Here is a 15,491-nt window from a genome sequence, read left to right on the forward strand (position 1 = left end):
GTCGGTTTCCGGGCTGCCGGAAACGGCGTTCGGCACACACGACGTCTCATGGTCGGTGCCAAGGTGCGCAAAGGGTGGCCGGGCCACCCCCGTGTCGAGCAACGTTCGGCACCAGCCGGTTGCCCAGCCTGCCGTTGTCGCGACGACGCGTCCTGTTTGCTGCGGTGCCAACAAGGCCCCGGTGGCTTCGAATTGGAATCCGAATCAACCAAGCGGGCCTTGTGCACTCAGTCAGGAGGAGGAATCAACCGTCAGCCGTGGACGCCCGGGGGCATCTGTTCAGGACCTTATCCGCTCGCCAGCCGTTCAGTGGGCTGGTGGGCCGGACGCGGTGCTACACGGTCCGAGGGCTGTGCATCTCCACCCTGCACGTATCCCTGATAATTCGGGTGCTGCCGCGCGCTGAATCCGCAACGGGTTGCATTTTTCGCCAGCGCAGGTACTGCGCTGGCGCCATTCATGTCCAAGGCAGGTATTTCCGAAGCATTCGCCGGGCGTTGCGTGGAAGCGACGGGGCGGGCAGAGGTGCAGCGAAAAGAATCGGGTAAGCAGGTGAAACACCGCACTTGTCGTTTTTTTTCGGTCTTCTCTACACAGCGCTGGTGGCGATTCCAGGCAATTCGGTAAACTGGCGAAAACCCCGTAGGACGGCCTCGCGTCCTGGAGAATTGCGTTGGTCAGGGACCGGCTAGGAGCCTGGTGCCGCTGGCCTGCCGCTTTTGGCGGCGTTCGCGACTATAGCAGCAATGATTAAGTGCTTCAATTCCATAAAAAATTGTTATGATCCCGCCATGACGACCAATACCCCTCCGACTTCCGGCGTTCAGCTGATCGAAGTCGCGCCGGAGCTTGCCGGCCAACGCATCGACAATTTCCTCATCACGGCCCTCAAGGGCGTGCCCAAGACCCTGGTTTACCGCATCCTGCGCAAGGGTGAAGTACGGGTCAACAAGGGCCGCGTCAAGCCGGAGTACAAGATCCAGGCCGGCGACATCGTGCGGGTACCGCCCGTCCGCCTGCCGGAACGTGACGAGCCGGCGCCGGTAGCCCAGGGCCTGTTGCAGCGCCTGGAAGCGGCCATCGTCTACGAAGACAAGGCGCTGATCGTGATGAACAAGCCGGCCGGCATCGCCGTGCATGGCGGCAGCGGCCTGAGCTTCGGCGTGATCGAGGCGCTGCGCCAGTTGCGCCCGGACGCCAAGGAGCTGGAGCTGGTGCACCGCCTGGACCGCGATACCTCCGGCCTGCTGATGATCGCCAAGAAGCGCAGCATGCTGCGCCACCTGCACGCCGCGCTGCGCGGCGACGGTGTCGACAAGCGTTACATGGCGCTGGTGCGCGGCCACTGGCCGACCTCGAAGAAGCAGGTCAGCGCGCCGTTGCTCAAGAGCAACCTGCGCTCCGGCGAGCGCATGGTCGAGGTGAACGACGAGGGCAAGGAGGCACTGACCCTGTTCCGTGTGCTGCGCCGCTTCGGCGAGTTCGCCACCATTGTCGAGGCGCGCCCGATCACTGGCCGTACCCACCAGATCCGTGTGCACACCCTGCATGCCGGGCATATGATCGCTGGCGACAGCAAGTACGGTGACGAAGACTTCAGTCGTGAAATTCGCGACTTGGGCGGCAAGCGCCTGTTCCTGCATGCCTACGCACTGACCGTGCCGCTGCCGGACGGTGGCGAGCTGAAGCTCGAGGCGCCGGTGGATGAAGTCTGGGCGAAAACCGTTGAGCGTCTGAGTGCGTCCTGATCTATGAAAAAAGGCTATGAGCTACTGATCTTCGACTGGGACGGCACCCTGGCCGACTCGATCGGGCGTATCGTCGAGGCCATGAACGCCGCCGCCGAGCGTGCCGGTGAGGCGCAAAGCAGCGAGGATGCGGTCAAGGGCATCATCGGCCTGGCCCTGGGCGAGGCGATCCACACCCTGTACCCGCACCTGGCGCCTGCTCAGGTCGAAAAGTTTCGTCAGCACTATGCCGATATCTACATGGCCCTGGACCAGCAGCCCTCGCCGCTGTTCGAGGGTGTGGTCGAGTCGCTGGATGCCTTCCGTGCCGAGGGTTACCGCCTGGCGGTGGCCACCGGCAAGGCGCGTCGCGGGCTGGACCGGGTGCTCAAGGCCAATGGCTGGGAGCAGTTCTTCGACATCACTCGCGCCGCCGACGAAACTCGCGGCAAGCCGCACCCGCTGATGCTCGAGGAAATTCTCGGGCATTGCGGTGTCGAAGCAGGGCGTGCGCTGATGGTTGGCGATTCGGCATTCGATCTGCAGATGGCCAGCAATGCCGGCATGCATTCGGTGGCCGTGGGCTATGGTGCCATGTCGCTGCAGGCACTGGCCGAGTTTGGTCCGCAGGTGTGCATCGATCATTTTTCCCAGTTGCGTGAGTGGCTGGGTGGTTCCGCAATTCCATTTCCAAGGTAGGTAAGCATGGCAGACGAATGGAAAGCCCCCGAGGCCGAACCCGAGGAGCGCGAAGAGCGCAAGAGCTGGAAACTGCTGGAAAAGACCCTGCTGGCAGGCGTTCAGGAGCAGCGCCGGGCGCGACGCTGGGGGATCTTCTTCAAGTTGCTGACCTTCGTCTACCTGTTCGGCATCCTGATCCTGTTCACGCCGTTGATGGACATGGACAAGGCAGCGTCGCGCAGTGCCAGCCATACCGCGCTGGTCGAGGTGCGCGGGGTGATTGCCGACCAGGAGCCAGCCAGCGCCGACAATATCGTCAAGAGCCTGCGCGAGGCGTTCAAGGACAGCAAGACCAAGGCTGTGGTGATGCGCATCAACAGCCCGGGAGGCAGCCCGGTGCAGTCGGGTTACGTGTATGACGAAATCCGCCGTCTGCGGGCCGAATACCCGGCCATCAAGCTGTATGCGGTCATCGCCGACCTTGGCGCTTCCGGTGCCTACTACATCGCCAGTGCGGCGGACGAGATCTATGCCGACAAGGCCAGCCTGGTGGGCTCGATTGGTGTGACGGCGGCCGGTTATGGCTTTGTCGGCACCATGGAGAAGCTGGGTGTGGAGCGGCGTACCTACACTGCAGGCGAGCACAAGGCCTTCCTCGATCCGTTCTCGCCGCAGAAGCCGGAAGAGACCGAGTTCTGGCAGGGCGTACTGAATACCACGCACCAGCAGTTCATTGCCATGGTCAAGCAGGGGCGGGGTGAGCGCCTGAAGGACAAGGAGCATCCGGAGCTCTTCAGTGGCCTGGTCTGGTCGGGCGAGCAGGCCAAGGAGCTGGGCCTGGTGGATGGGCTGGGCAGTGCCAGCTATGTGGCGCGCGAGATCGTGGGCGAGAAGGAGTTGGTGGACTTCACCGTGCAGGAGTCGGCGCTCGATCGCTTCTCCAAGCGCGTTGGCGCCAGCGTGGCTGAGCGCTTGGCGATGTGGATGGGCTTCCAGGGGCCGCAGTTGCGCTGATCCGGGATTGCCGGGGGCGCTTTTCGCCCCTTCGCGGGCATGCCCGCTTGTATGGTTAGACTTGAAGGGGTGGTGGGACTAAATGCCCGATTCTGACTGTTCACAGCAGTACAGACCGTGGGAGACATCGCCCCACCCCTTCCACCAAAGCGCCGATAAAGAATGCATCGTTTGCAAGCGACGATAGAAGCAAGCCAGCGCCTCTTGGTGAAACCCCTTCAAGCCGAAAAACCATAACGTGAGGAGCCGCCCATGGCAATGCAGGTAGGTAAGTTGATCGTGGGTGCGGATGTCGCGAAGGCTGAGCTGGTTATCCACCACGATGATCGCGACGAGATCATCAGGCTGAAAAACTCCAAACTCGAGATCAGAAGGTGGCTCAAGCAACAAACCCTCAACACCGCTATCGCTGTTGAGGCGACCAATGTCTACCACTTGGACCTGGTTGAATTGGCCCACAGCCTAGGCTTCGAGGTCTATGTCATCGATGGTTTTCAATTGAGCAACTACCGGAAAAGTGTTGGGGGACGGGTTAAAACCGACCCCTCCGATGCTCGGTTGTTGTCCCGTTTTTTAAAAAATGAAGGCGAGGACCTTCGCCCTTGGAGCCCGCCTCCCGCTGTCTACGGCAAGCTTCAGAGCCTCTTGCGACGCAGAGCCGCCTTGGTGACTGCTCGTACTGCAATGACTCAGAGCTGGGCTAACGAAAGCCTTTTGAAAGCCGCCTTCGAAACTTTTGTGAAGTCGATAGATCGGCTGGATCAGTTGATTCAAAAGAAGATTAAAGAAGTACTGCGAGACGCTGGGCTACAGGAACAAGTCGCTCGCTGCCAGGCAGTAGAGGGCATTGGTTTTCTCACCGCCGCAGCATTGGTGATGGCTTTTACAAGGGGCGAGTTCAAAAGCAGTGACTCGTACATTGCATTCCTAGGAATGGATTTACGAGTCAGTGATTCCGGGCAGAAGAATGGGCGACGTCGCCTCACCAAGCGAGGTTGTTCAGAAATTCGTCGCTTATTGCACAACGCTGCGATGGCGGCCAGCAGATCGGCAGCCTGGAAAGGGCTTTACGAACAGCATCGGAGCAGTGGTAAAGCAACAACCCAAGCTTTGGTAATCCTGGCAAGAAAGCTCGCGCGGGTGGCATTCGCCCTGATGAAAAATCAGGACGAATACGTCACTAAAGGCGCGAAACTGGCTTGCTGAAAACCATAGAATCTCCCACAGGGATCGTGCAAGGCCCGCAGGTTGCGACACGCCTGTGGGAGCGGGCGTGCCCGCGAAGGGCCGCAGCGCGGCCCCAAAATCTCAGGGAATCACCACCCCTTCTCTGGTCAACATATCCACCAATCTAATCAGCGGCAGCCCGATCAGGCTGGTCGCATCGCACCCGTGCGTGCTCTGGAACAGGCTCACTCCCAACCCCTCGGCCTTGAAGCTGCCGGCGCAGTCCAGCGGCTGCTCCGCCGCCACATAGCGCTCCACCCGCTGCCGGTCCAGTTCGCGCAGGGTCACGGTAAACGGCACGCAGTCCACCTGGCAGTGCCCGGTGGCGCTGTTCAGCAACGCCAGCCCGGTCAGGAAGCTCACCTGCTGCCCGCTGCACTCCAGCAGCTGCTCGCAGGCCCGCTCGAAGGTATGCGGCTTGCCCAGTACCTGCTCGCCCAGCACCGCAACCTGGTCCGAACCAATGATCAGGTACCCGGGGTGGCTGCCTGCCAGGGCCTCGGCTTTTTGCCTGGCCAGCCGCCGCACCAGCTCCGCCGCCGGTTCGTCATCCAGGCGTCGCTCGTCTATATCGGGGCTTGCCCAGGTGAAGGGCAGGCGCAGGCGTGCAAGCAGTTCGCGGCGGTAGGCAGAGCTGGAAGCCAGTAACAGAGGAAGCATGGTAGACTCCTGAATCGGTTGAACAAATTCTATCACGCACGATGCCGCCGAATTTCCTTTGACAGGGGCGGGGGGCATCCCTAGAATGCTGCGCCTATGTTGAATGACCCGATTCCACCTCACGTTGACCCGCGCAAATTAGCCGATCGTGGCGTAACCCTTAACGGTTCGCTGCAGCTCGCTGATTTGGAAAGACTCTGCGACCCGCTTTCCGACAATGTCGGTACGGTGCAGGCGAAGTTCGATTTTGAACGAGATGAACAGCACGTGGTGGTTATCCACAGCGAGCTGGACGTCGAGGTCAAGATGGTTTGCCAGCGTTGTCTTGAGCTGGTCACCCTGCCGATCCACAGCGAATGTACATACGCCGTGGTGAAGGAGGGTGCGAATACCCAGTCGTTGCCGAAAGGCTATGACGTGCTGGAACTGGGCGAAGATCCTTTGGATCTGCAGGCATTGATCGAGGAGGAGCTTCTGCTCGCCTTGCCAATCGTGCCTGCTCATCATCCGGAAGAATGCCAGCAGCCGGCGGGCGCAGACGAGCCCGAATCGAGCAAGGACGAGGTATCGCGGTCCAACCCGTTCAGTGTTTTGGCGCAGTTAAAGCGTGACCCAAACGTTTAGGAGTTAATCAATTATGGCTGTTCAGCAGAACAAAAAATCCCGCTCTGCCCGTGACATGCGCCGTTCGCACGACGCCCTGTCGGAAAACGCGCTGTCGGTAGAGAAAACCACCGGTGAAGTACACCTGCGTCACCACGTTTCGCCAGAAGGCGTATACCGTGGTCGCAAAGTGGTCGACAAGGGCGCTGACGAGTAATCCTTGTCCGCTCAGATCATCGCGATCGACGCAATGGGCGGGGACTTCGGTCCCCGCAGCATTGTCCAGGCTAGCATTGCCTGCCTTTCGGCTACCCCCTCGCTGCACCTGACCCTCGTCGGTCAACCCTCTCTCCTCGAAGATCTTGTCAGCGGCCTTGCGGCTGCGGATCGCGCGCGCCTGCAAATCGTGGCCGCCAGCGAGGTAATCGGTATGGACGAGCGGCCATCCCAGGCGCTGCGCGGCAAGCCGGACTCGTCGATGCGCATCGCCCTCGAACTGGTGCGCGACGGCAAGGCTCAGGCCTGCGTCAGCGCTGGCAATACCGGGGCGCTGATGGCGCTCTCGCGTTTCGTGCTCAAGACACTGCCGGGTATCGACCGGCCGGCCATGGTGGCGGCGATCCCGACCCAGACCGGTTACTGCCAGTTGCTCGACCTTGGCGCCAACGTCGACTGCAGCGCCGAGAACCTCTACCAGTTCGCCGTGATGGGCTCGGTGGCCGCCCAGGCCCTGGGTGTGCAGCGGCCGCGCGTGGCGCTGCTTAACATCGGTACCGAGGACATCAAGGGCAACCAGCAGGTCAAGCTGGCGGCCAGCCTGTTGCAGAACGCTCGCGGGCTCAACTACATAGGCTTCGTCGAAGGTGACGGGTTATATCGCGGCGAAGCCGATGTGGTGGTGTGCGACGGGTTCGTCGGCAACATCCTGCTCAAGTCGAGCGAGGGGCTGGCGACGATGATCGGTGCGCGCATCGAGCAGCTGTTCAAGGGTGGTGTGTTGTCGCGGGCGGCCGGGGCTGTGGCCATGCCGCTGCTCAAACGCCTGCAGGCCGATTTGGCACCGGCGCGGCACAATGGCGCGAGTTTCCTGGGGTTGCAGGGCATCGTCATCAAGAGCCATGGCTCGGCGGGGGTGCAGGGCTTCCAGAGTGCCATCCAGCGGGCGTTGATCGAGATCCAGGAAAACCTGCCGCAGCGCTTGCATGGGCGGCTCGAGGACCTGCTGTTGTAGCCTGTGCCGGCCTCTTCGCGGGTAAACCCGCTCCCACAGGTGCCCCATAACCTTCAGGTCTGTGGTGCCCATGTGGGAGCGGGTTTACCCGCGAAGAGGCCGGTGCTGAAGGAATAAAGACCTTAGGCATATCGCCGCTGAAGTGCTTAAATGTGACCGCTTGGTCTGTGTATCCATCCAAGCTTTCAGATTCCGCGCCTGGTCCAAAGCCGGCGCACCCTATCCGACGACAAGATCATAAGGGCTTGTTCAATGTCTGCATCTCTCGCATTCGTCTTTCCCGGTCAAGGTTCCCAGTCGCTGGGCATGCTCGCCGAGCTCGGCGCCGAGAAGCCAGTGATCATCGAAACCTTCAAGGAAGCGTCCGAGGCACTCGGTTACGACCTGTGGAAGCTGGTCCAGGAAGGCCCGGAAGAGCAACTCAACCAGACCGACAAGACCCAGCCGGCCATTCTCACCGCCTCCATCGCGCTGTGGCGCCTGTGGCTGGAGGAGGGTGGTGCCAGGCCGGCCTTCGTCTCCGGTCACAGTCTGGGTGAATACAGCGCCCTGGTTGCCGCCGGCAGCCTGAGCCTGAAAGATGCCGTGCGCCTGGTTGAGCGCCGGGGCCAGCTGATGCAGGAAGCCGTGCCGGCCGGACATGGCGCCATGGCCGCCATTCTTGGCCTGGACGACGCCGTGGTCGTGGAAATCTGCGCCGAAGCGGCCGAAGACCAGGTGGTCAGCGCGGTCAACTTCAACTCGCCAGGCCAGGTGGTCATCGCCGGCAACAAGGCCGCCGTCGATCGCGCCATCGAGCTGTGCAAGGCCAAGGGTGCCAAGCGCGCCCTGCCGCTGGCGGTCAGCGTGCCGTCGCACTGCGCGCTGATGAAGCCGGCTGCCGAGCGCTTTGCCGAGTCGGTCAACGCCATTGAGTGGCACGCCCCGCAAATTCCTGTGGTGCAGAACGTGACCGCTGCCGTTGCCGCTGACCTCGATGCCCTCAAGCACGACCTGCTGGCGCAGCTGTACCAGCCAGTGCGCTGGGTCGAATGCGTGCAGACCCTGGCCGCTAACGGTGCGGTCAACCTGGTCGAGTGCGGCCCGGGCAAGGTCCTGGCCGGCCTGAACAAGCGTTGCGCCGATGGCGTGACCACCTACAACCTCAATACCCCTGACGCCGTCGCCGCCACCCGCGCGGCACTGGCCTGATTTGGAGAAGCTTGCATGAGCCTGCAAGGTAAAGTTGCACTGGTCACCGGCGCCAGCCGTGGCATTGGCCAGGCCATCGCCCTCGAGCTGGGCCGCCAGGGCGCGACCGTGATCGGCACCGCCACTTCGGCCTCCGGCGCCGAGCGCATTGCTGCCACCCTGAAAGAACACGGCATCACCGGTACCGGCATGGAACTGAACGTGACCAGCGCCGAATCGGTTGAAGCTGTGCTGGCCGCCATCGGCGAGCAGTTCGGCGCACCGGCCATCCTGGTCAACAACGCCGGTATCACCCGTGACAACCTCATGCTGCGCATGAAGGACGACGAGTGGTTCGACGTGATCGATACCAACCTGAACAGCCTCTACCGTCTGTCCAAGGGTGTGCTGCGTGGCATGACCAAGGCACGTTGGGGCCGTATCATCAGCATCGGCTCGGTCGTCGGTGCCATGGGCAACGCCGGCCAAGCCAACTACGCGGCCGCCAAGGCCGGCCTGGAAGGCTTCAGCCGCGCCCTGGCGCGTGAAGTGGGCTCGCGTGGCATCACCGTCAACTCGGTGACCCCGGGCTTCATCGACACCGACATGACCCGCGAGCTGCCAGAAGCGCAGCGCGAAGCCCTGCAGACCCAGATCCCGCTGGGCCGCCTGGGCCAGGCCGACGAAATTGCCAAGGTGGTTTCGTTCCTGGCATCCGACGGCGCAGCCTACGTAACCGGCGCTACCGTGCCGGTCAACGGCGGGATGTACATGTAACACTGCAACTCAATGTGACGGATTTCGTAAAAAAAGAGTCATACTGCGAGCCTAAAATCCGTTATAAAGCTGCAACCAGATTCCAGGCAGCGGGTGTGGTGACTGGTGTGAAGGTGCGTTGAGCTTGAAAAGCGAACGTCTTTCTATAAAATTAGCCACCGGCCAGCTGCCTGACATATGTCCATTAGGAGTGAAAACTAGGTATGAGCACCATCGAAGAACGCGTCAAGAAAATCGTCGCCGAGCAACTGGGCGTCAAGGAAGAGGAAGTGACTCTCGAGAAGTCCTTCGTCGATGACCTGGGTGCCGATTCGCTTGACACCGTTGAGCTGGTGATGGCTCTGGAAGAGGAATTCGAGACCGAAATCCCTGACGAAGAAGCCGAGAAGATCACTACCGTTCAAGCTGCTGTAGACTACGTCAAAGCCCACCAGGCCTAAGACGCTGTAGTCGACGCTTCTTGTCGGGAAAAACCGCACTGCCTTTGCCGGCGTGCGGTTTTTTCTTTGCGAGCACCCTGCGTTTTGCAGGATGGTCTCGTTCACCGGGTATCAAGAGCTTGTTGCCATTTCATTCCATCGCTTGAATGCAATGGCAAGAAACTCTGTCATTAGAAAAGGAGAGTACTGTGTCGCGTAGACGCGTCGTGGTCACCGGTATGGGTATGCTGTCGCCACTGGGTACTGATGTACCGAGCACCTGGCAGGGCATTCTGGCTGGCCGCAGTGGCATCGGTCCGATCGAACACACGGATCTGTCTGCCTACTCCACCCGTTTTGGCGGCTCGGTGAAAGGCTTCGAGGTCGAGCAATACCTGTCGGCCAAAGAGGCCCGCAAGCTCGACCTGTTCATCCAGTACGGCCTGGCGGCCGGGTTCCAGGCAGTGCGTAATGCCGGCCTGGAAGTCACCGACGCCAACCGCCAGCGTATTGGCGTGGCCATGGGCTCGGGTATCGGCGGCCTGACCAATATCGAAGAAACCAGCCGCACCCTGCACGACTCGGGGCCGCGTCGTATTTCGCCTTTCTTCGTGCCTGGCTCGATCATCAACATGATCTCCGGCTTCCTGTCGATCCACCTGGGGCTTCAAGGGCCGAACTACGCCATCGCCACCGCGTGCACCACTGGTACCCACTGCATCGGCATGGCTGCGCGCAACATCGCCTACGGTGAAGCCGACGTGATGATCGCCGGCGGTGCCGAAATGGCTGCCTGCGGCCTGGGCATGGGCGGCTTCGGCGCCTCCCGCGCACTGTCCACTCGCAACGACGAGCCGACCCGTGCCAGCCGCCCGTGGGACAAGGGCCGTGACGGCTTCGTGCTGTCCGACGGTGCTGGTGCCCTGGTGCTCGAAGAACTGGAGCATGCCAAGGCCCGCGGCGCGACCATCTATGCCGAACTGGTCGGGTTCGGCATGAGCGGTGACGCTTACCACATGACTTCGCCGCCCGACACTGGTGAAGGTGCTGCCCGTTGCATGGCCAACGCCTTGCGCGATGCCGGCATCCAGCCGGAAGAGGTCAGCTACATCAACGCCCATGGCACCTCGACCCCTGCTGGCGACGTGGCCGAAGTGGCGGCGATCAAGCGCGTGTTCGGTGAGCATGCCTACAAGCTGGCGGTCAGCTCGACCAAGTCGATGACCGGCCACCTGTTGGGCGCCGCCGGTGCCGTAGAAGCGATCTTCAGCGTGCTGGCAATCAACAGCCAGATGGCTCCGCCCACCATCAACCTGGACGAGCCGGACGAAGGCTGCGACCTCGACTTCGTGCCGCACCAAGCGCGCAGCATGCCGATCGATGTGGTGCTGTCCAACTCGTTCGGCTTTGGCGGTACCAACGGTTCGCTGGTATTCCGCCGGTTCGCCGGTTGATGCAAAGCTGGATCGATGGCCAGCCGGCGGCTGCAGTCAACCTGCAGAACCGCGGCCTGGCCTACGGCGATGGGCTATTCGAGACCATCGCCGTGCGCGACGGCCGGCCCAGCTTGCTGGACGGCCACCTCGCACGCCTGGCGCTGGGTTGCCAGCGCCTGGCGATCAGTACCGACCTGGCGCTGGTACGCGACGAACTCCTGCGCTATGCCAGCCAGCTCGGTGATGGTGTAGCCAAACTCATCCTTACTCGTGGTGACAGCCAGCGCGGTTACGCACCGGTTGCCGGTGCCGCGCCGCGGCGTATTCTGCAGGGCAGCCCGTTGCCCAGCTATCCTGTCGACAATGCCGAGCAGGGCGTGCGACTGTTTCCGTGCCAGACCCGGCTTGGGGAACAACCGCTGCTGGCCGGCCTCAAACACCTCAACCGCCTGGAGCAGGTGCTGGCCCGTGCCGAATGGCAGGACAGCGAACATGCCGAAGGCCTGATGCGTGATGGGCAGGGCAGGGTGATCGAAGGTGTGTACAGCAATCTGTTCCTGGTGCGCGATGGCGCGCTGTTCACGGCTGACCTCAGCCGCTGTGGCGTCGCTGGCGTGATGCGGGGCGCGTTGCTGGAACAGGCAGTGCTGCAGGGCATCCCGGTGCAGGTCTGCGATCTGCCGTTCGACGCTCTGGAGCAGGCAGATGAAGTATTTGTCTGCAACAGCGTCTACGGTGTCTGGCCCGTGCGAGGCGTTGCCGAGCTAAACTGGTCGCCGGGCCCGCTCACCCGTAAACTGCAGGCCGTTGCCCGTACGTTACTGGAAACCTGAATTCGTGAGACGTAAATTCCTGCTGCTGCTGGAAATGGGCTTGATCCTCGCCGGCCTTGCCGTGGGCTGGTCGGCCTGGAAGGTCAACTCGGTCCTGGAGCAGCCTCTGCACGTGACGCAGGAGCGCCTGCTGGACGTGCCCAATGGCACCACCCCCAACCGCATGTTCTATCGCATGCAGAACGAAGGGTTGCTCGACGACGCCGTCTGGTTGCGTCTGTACTGGCGTTTCAACATGGCTGGCACCCCTCTGCACACCGGTGAGTATCGCCTGACCCCCGGCATGACCGTGGAGCAGCTGTTCGATGCCTGGCGTCGGGCCGACGTGGTGCAGTACAACCTCACCCTGGTCGAAGGCTGGACCTTCCGCCAGGTGCGCGCGGCCGTGGCCAAGCATGAAAAGATCAAGCACACCCTGGACGGGCTGTCCGATTCGGAAGTGATGGACAAGCTCGGCCATACCGGTGTGTTCCCTGAAGGGCGCTTCTTCCCGGACACCTACCGCTTCGTGCGCGGCATGAGCGACGTCGAGTTGCTGCAGCAGGCCTACATGCGCCTGGACGAAGTGCTGGCCAAGGAGTGGGCCGAGCGCACCACCGACCTGCCATACCGCGACCCGTACCAGGCGCTGATCATGGCTTCGCTGGTAGAGAAGGAGACCGGCATTCCCCAGGAGCGCGGGCAGATCGCCGGCGTTTTCGTGCGGCGCCTGCGCCTGGGCATGATGCTGCAGACCGACCCGACGGTGATCTACGGCATGGGTGAGCGCTACAACGGCAAGATCACCCGCGCCGACCTGCGCGAGCCGACGCCCTACAACACCTACACCATCACCGGCCTGCCGCCGACCCCGATCGCCATGGTCGGTCGCGAAGCGATTCACGCGGCGCTCAACCCGTCCGATGGCACCAGCCTGTACTTCGTTGCCCGTGGCGATGGCAGCCACGTGTTTTCCGACGACCTCGACGACCACAACTCGGCGGTGCGCGAGTTCCAGCTCAAGCGCCGTGCGGACTACCGCTCCAGCCCCGCGCCGCAATCGCAGCCAGAGCCACAACCACAATCAGGTACCGACGAGGCCGAACAACCCGAAGCCCCTGCCGACGAGTCTACCGCGCAGCCAGCGCCCGACCAGCCGCCTGTGCAGGACGCCCCTGCCGGCGGCGCGCAAGCGGCCGAACGGCCGATGCCTGACGAACAACATTAAGGACTGCCTGTGAGCGGCTTGTTTATTACTTTGGAAGGCCCGGAAGGTGCGGGCAAGAGCACCAACCGCGACTACCTGGCTGCGCGCCTGTGCGAGCAGGGCCTGGACGTAGTGTTGACCCGTGAGCCCGGCGGCACGCCGCTGGCCGAAAAGGTGCGTGAGCTGCTGCTGGCGCCCAGCGATGAAAGCATGGCGGCCGACACCGAACTGTTGCTGGTGTTCGCTGCGCGTGCCCAGCACCTGGCGCAGGTGATCCGGCCGGCGCTGGCCCGCGGGGCCGTAGTCTTGTGTGACAGGTTTACCGATGCGACATACGCCTACCAGGGCGGCGGGCGTGGTTTGCCAGTCGAGCGTATCGCCATCCTGGAGCAATTCGTCCAGGGCGACCTGCGCCCGGACCTGACTCTGGTCTTCGATCTGCCGGTCGAAGTGGGCCTGGCCCGCGCCGCCGCCCGCGGCCGCCTGGACCGTTTCGAGCAGGAAGGCCAGGCGTTCTTCGAAGCAGTGCGCCAGGCCTACCTGCAGCGCGCCGGCCGCGAACCACAGCGCTATACCCTGCTTGATGCCGCCCAGCCTCTGGAGGCCGTGCAGCGCTCCATCGATGCGTTGCTACCAGGCATCGTGGAGCGTTGCCGTGGCTGAGGCCTATCCCTGGCAGCAGGCCCTCTGGCAGCAGCTGGCCGGCCGCAGCCAGCACGCTCACGCCTACCTGCTGCATGGGCCGCAGGGTATCGGCAAGCGGGCCTTGGCCGAGCGCCTGATGGCCCGCCTGCTGTGCCAGCAGCCCCAGGCCCTGGAGGCCTGTGGCGCGTGCAAGTCCTGCCTGCTGCTCAAGGCCGGCAGCCACCCGGACAACTTCGTACTCGAGCCCGAAGAAGCTGACAAGCCTATCAAGGTAGATCAGGTACGCGAGCTGGTGGCCTTCGTGGTGCAGACCGCGCAGCTGGGTGGGCGCAAGGTGGTACTGATCGAGCCGGTGGAGGCGATGAACGTCAACGCCTCCAACGCCCTGCTCAAGAGCCTCGAAGAACCCTCCGGTGATACCGTGTTGCTGCTGGTCACCCACCAGCCCAGCCGTCTGTTGCCGACCATCAAGAGCCGTTGCCAGCAGGTCGCCTGCCCGCAGCCCAGCCTGGCCCAGAGCCAAGCCTGGCTGGCCGGCGCGCTGCCCGACAGTGACGAGACCGAGCGCGACGAGTTGCTGACCCTGGCTGCCGGTTCGCCGCTGATGGCGGTCAGCTTGCAGGCGCAAGGCGTGCGAGAGCAGCGTGCGCTGGTCACCGACGGGGTGAAGAAGCTGCTCAAGCAGCAGCAATCGCCCAGCCAGCTGGCCGATGCCTGGAACGGTGTGCCGTTGTTGCTGCTGTTCGACTGGTTCTGCGATTGGGCGCACCTGATTCTGCGCTACCAATTGACCCAGGACGAGGAAGGGCTAGGCTTGGCCGATATGCGCAAGGTGGTGCAGTACCTGGCGCAGAAGAGCCACCAGGCCAAGGTACTGGAGGTGCAGGCATGGATCCTGGAGCAGCGCCAGAAGGTGCTGGGCAAGGCCAACCTCAACCGCGCCCTGCTGCTTGAATCGCTGCTGGCCCACTGGCTGCAGTTGCCGGGCGCCCGCTGATTTTCATTTTATCATGTGTGTCGTTATCCCATGCTCGTAGATTCCCATTGCCACCTCGACCGTCTTGACCTGAGCGCCCATCAGGGCTCCCTCGATGCTGCCCTGCAGGCGGCGCGTGAGCGCGGGGTCGGGCATTTCCTGTGTATTGGCGTCAGTGCCGAGAATGCTGGTGCGGTGAAGGCGCTGAGCGAGCGTTACGCCGATGTCGATTGCTCGGTGGGCGTGCACCCGCTGGACCTGGCGCCGGGCGAAACGCCGGCGCTGGAATGGCTGCTGCGCGAGCTGGCTCACCCGCATGTGGTGGCGATTGGCGAAACCGGGCTGGATTACCACTACGAGCCGGAAGCAGCCGAGTTGCAGCAAGCCTCGTTCCGCCTGCACCTGGAGGCCTCGCGGCAGACCGGCAAGCCGGTGATCGTGCATACCCGTGCGGCGCGTGCCGATACCCTGGCGCTGCTGCGCGAGGCCAACCTGCCGCAGGCCGGCGTGCTGCACTGCTTCACCGAAGACTGGGACATGGCCAAGGCGGCGCTGGACCTGGGGTATTACATTTCGTTGTCTGGCATCGTTACCTTCCGCAATGCCGATGCCCTGCGTGAAGTGGCGCGGCAGGTGCCGGTCGATCGTTTGCTGGTGGAAACGGATTCGCCGTACCTGGCGCCGATTCCGTATCGCGGCAAGCCGAATTTGCCGCAGTATGTGCGTGAGGTGGCGGAGTACGTGGCTTCGTTGCGCGGGGCCAGTTATGAGCAGTTGGCCGAACAGACCACTGCCAACTTCAAGCGCTTGTTCCCGTTGGCGCGGGTGGCCTGACTCGAAGGGGTGGCGGGCGCCTGGTGTTCCTCATGCAATCCCCACCAACCCCAAACCTGAACCCCCGGCTTC

Annotated in this window: 17 protein-coding genes; 16 read left to right on the plus strand and 1 reads right to left on the minus strand. The window is 62.8% G+C overall.

Annotated elements, in window-relative coordinates; all coding sequences use genetic code 11:
* Window positions 1-791: 791 nt before the first annotated feature.
* The 4 genes from rluC (at window position 792) to QN085_RS07380 (ending at window position 4,628) form a co-directional block, all read left to right on the plus strand.
* The gene (rluC, locus tag QN085_RS07365; protein ID WP_013971570.1) at window positions 792-1,748 is read left to right on the plus strand and encodes a 23S rRNA pseudouridine(955/2504/2580) synthase RluC; all 957 of its coding nucleotides are present in this window, start codon (window positions 792-794) and stop codon (window positions 1,746-1,748) included.
* A gap of 3 nt (window positions 1,749-1,751) precedes the next feature.
* A complete protein-coding gene (locus QN085_RS07370; RefSeq protein WP_013971571.1) occupies window positions 1,752-2,426 on the plus strand; it encodes an HAD family hydrolase in 675 nt (224 codons plus the stop codon).
* Window positions 2,427-2,432: 6 nt separating this feature from the next.
* Window positions 2,433-3,422, plus strand: a complete 990-nt coding sequence (sppA, locus tag QN085_RS07375) for a signal peptide peptidase SppA (protein WP_013971572.1) — start codon at window positions 2,433-2,435, stop codon at window positions 3,420-3,422.
* 252 nt (window positions 3,423-3,674) lie between these two features.
* The gene (locus tag QN085_RS07380) at window positions 3,675-4,628 is read left to right on the plus strand and encodes an IS110 family RNA-guided transposase (protein ID WP_013973518.1); all 954 of its coding nucleotides are present in this window, start codon (window positions 3,675-3,677) and stop codon (window positions 4,626-4,628) included.
* Between the two features lie 102 nt (window positions 4,629-4,730).
* On the opposite strand, the gene QN085_RS07385 is transcribed toward QN085_RS07380, so the two are convergent.
* Window positions 4,731-5,309, minus strand: coding sequence for a Maf family protein (locus QN085_RS07385; RefSeq protein ID WP_024086523.1), 579 nt, complete (start codon window positions 5,307-5,309; stop codon window positions 4,731-4,733).
* A 96-nt stretch (window positions 5,310-5,405) separates the two neighbouring features.
* On the opposite strand from QN085_RS07385, the gene QN085_RS07390 reads away from it, so the two are divergent.
* From QN085_RS07390 to QN085_RS07445, 12 genes are all read left to right on the plus strand, one after another.
* Window positions 5,406-5,933, plus strand: coding sequence for a YceD family protein (locus tag QN085_RS07390; RefSeq protein WP_012313431.1), 528 nt, complete (start codon window positions 5,406-5,408; stop codon window positions 5,931-5,933).
* A 13-nt stretch (window positions 5,934-5,946) separates the two neighbouring features.
* Window positions 5,947-6,129: a 50S ribosomal protein L32 gene (rpmF, locus tag QN085_RS07395; protein ID WP_003247154.1), complete on the plus strand. Its 183-nt coding sequence runs from the start codon at window positions 5,947-5,949 to the stop codon at window positions 6,127-6,129.
* A 3-nt stretch (window positions 6,130-6,132) separates the two neighbouring features.
* Window positions 6,133-7,143 carry a phosphate acyltransferase PlsX gene (plsX, locus tag QN085_RS07400; RefSeq protein ID WP_023661403.1) on the plus strand — a complete coding sequence of 337 codons (1,011 nt, stop codon included), beginning with the start codon at window positions 6,133-6,135 and terminating at the stop codon, window positions 7,141-7,143.
* Window positions 7,144-7,395: 252 nt separating this feature from the next.
* A complete protein-coding gene (fabD, locus tag QN085_RS07405) occupies window positions 7,396-8,334 on the plus strand; it encodes an ACP S-malonyltransferase (protein WP_023661404.1) in 939 nt (312 codons plus the stop codon).
* A gap of 15 nt (window positions 8,335-8,349) precedes the next feature.
* A complete protein-coding gene (fabG, locus tag QN085_RS07410) occupies window positions 8,350-9,090 on the plus strand; it encodes a 3-oxoacyl-ACP reductase FabG (RefSeq protein WP_003247160.1) in 741 nt (246 codons plus the stop codon).
* Window positions 9,091-9,293: 203 nt separating this feature from the next.
* Window positions 9,294-9,530 carry an acyl carrier protein gene (gene acpP / locus QN085_RS07415; RefSeq protein WP_013971576.1) on the plus strand — a complete coding sequence of 79 codons (237 nt, stop codon included), beginning with the start codon at window positions 9,294-9,296 and terminating at the stop codon, window positions 9,528-9,530.
* 188 nt (window positions 9,531-9,718) lie between these two features.
* The gene (gene fabF, locus QN085_RS07420; RefSeq protein ID WP_015269411.1) at window positions 9,719-10,963 is read left to right on the plus strand and encodes a beta-ketoacyl-ACP synthase II; all 1,245 of its coding nucleotides are present in this window, start codon (window positions 9,719-9,721) and stop codon (window positions 10,961-10,963) included.
* The gene (gene pabC / locus QN085_RS07425) at window positions 10,963-11,778 is read left to right on the plus strand and encodes an aminodeoxychorismate lyase (protein WP_013971578.1); all 816 of its coding nucleotides are present in this window, start codon (window positions 10,963-10,965) and stop codon (window positions 11,776-11,778) included. The genes fabF and pabC overlap by 1 nt, the downstream gene beginning before the upstream one ends.
* A 4-nt stretch (window positions 11,779-11,782) precedes the next feature.
* Window positions 11,783-12,985 carry an endolytic transglycosylase MltG gene (gene mltG, locus QN085_RS07430; protein WP_013971579.1) on the plus strand — a complete coding sequence of 401 codons (1,203 nt, stop codon included), beginning with the start codon at window positions 11,783-11,785 and terminating at the stop codon, window positions 12,983-12,985.
* 9 nt (window positions 12,986-12,994) lie between these two features.
* A complete protein-coding gene (gene tmk, locus QN085_RS07435) occupies window positions 12,995-13,627 on the plus strand; it encodes a dTMP kinase (protein WP_023661450.1) in 633 nt (210 codons plus the stop codon).
* Window positions 13,620-14,606 (plus strand): DNA polymerase III subunit delta', encoded by a 987-nt coding sequence (locus QN085_RS07440; protein ID WP_013971581.1) that lies wholly within the window; start codon window positions 13,620-13,622, stop codon window positions 14,604-14,606. The genes tmk and QN085_RS07440 overlap by 8 nt, the downstream gene beginning before the upstream one ends.
* 30 nt (window positions 14,607-14,636) lie before the next feature.
* A complete protein-coding gene (locus QN085_RS07445; protein WP_013971582.1) occupies window positions 14,637-15,419 on the plus strand; it encodes a TatD family hydrolase in 783 nt (260 codons plus the stop codon).
* Window positions 15,420-15,491 lie beyond the last annotated feature (72 nt).

The organism is Pseudomonas sp. M2(2023) (assembly GCF_030263955.1).
Lineage (GTDB): Bacteria > Pseudomonadota > Gammaproteobacteria > Pseudomonadales > Pseudomonadaceae > Aquipseudomonas > Aquipseudomonas asiatica.

Bases quoted from the DNA above. Each gene is read 5' to 3' on its own strand.
- rluC (WP_013971570.1), top strand. From the start codon at position 792: ATGACGACCAATACCCCTCCGACTTCCGGCGTTCAGCTGATCGAAGTC.
- QN085_RS07370 (WP_013971571.1), top strand. From the start codon at position 1,752: ATGAAAAAAGGCTATGAGCTACTGATCTTCGACTGGGACGGCACCCTG.
- sppA (WP_013971572.1), top strand. From the start codon at position 2,433: ATGGCAGACGAATGGAAAGCCCCCGAGGCCGAACCCGAGGAGCGCGAA.
- QN085_RS07380 (WP_013973518.1), top strand. From the start codon at position 3,675: ATGGCAATGCAGGTAGGTAAGTTGATCGTGGGTGCGGATGTCGCGAAG.
- QN085_RS07385 (WP_024086523.1), bottom strand. From the start codon at position 5,309: ATGCTTCCTCTGTTACTGGCTTCCAGCTCTGCCTACCGCCGCGAACTG.
- QN085_RS07390 (WP_012313431.1), top strand. From the start codon at position 5,406: ATGTTGAATGACCCGATTCCACCTCACGTTGACCCGCGCAAATTAGCC.
- rpmF (WP_003247154.1), top strand. From the start codon at position 5,947: ATGGCTGTTCAGCAGAACAAAAAATCCCGCTCTGCCCGTGACATGCGC.
- fabD (WP_023661404.1), top strand. From the start codon at position 7,396: ATGTCTGCATCTCTCGCATTCGTCTTTCCCGGTCAAGGTTCCCAGTCG.
- fabG (WP_003247160.1), top strand. From the start codon at position 8,350: ATGAGCCTGCAAGGTAAAGTTGCACTGGTCACCGGCGCCAGCCGTGGC.
- acpP (WP_013971576.1), top strand. From the start codon at position 9,294: ATGAGCACCATCGAAGAACGCGTCAAGAAAATCGTCGCCGAGCAACTG.
- pabC (WP_013971578.1), top strand. From the start codon at position 10,963: ATGCAAAGCTGGATCGATGGCCAGCCGGCGGCTGCAGTCAACCTGCAG.
- QN085_RS07445 (WP_013971582.1), top strand. From the start codon at position 14,637: ATGCTCGTAGATTCCCATTGCCACCTCGACCGTCTTGACCTGAGCGCC.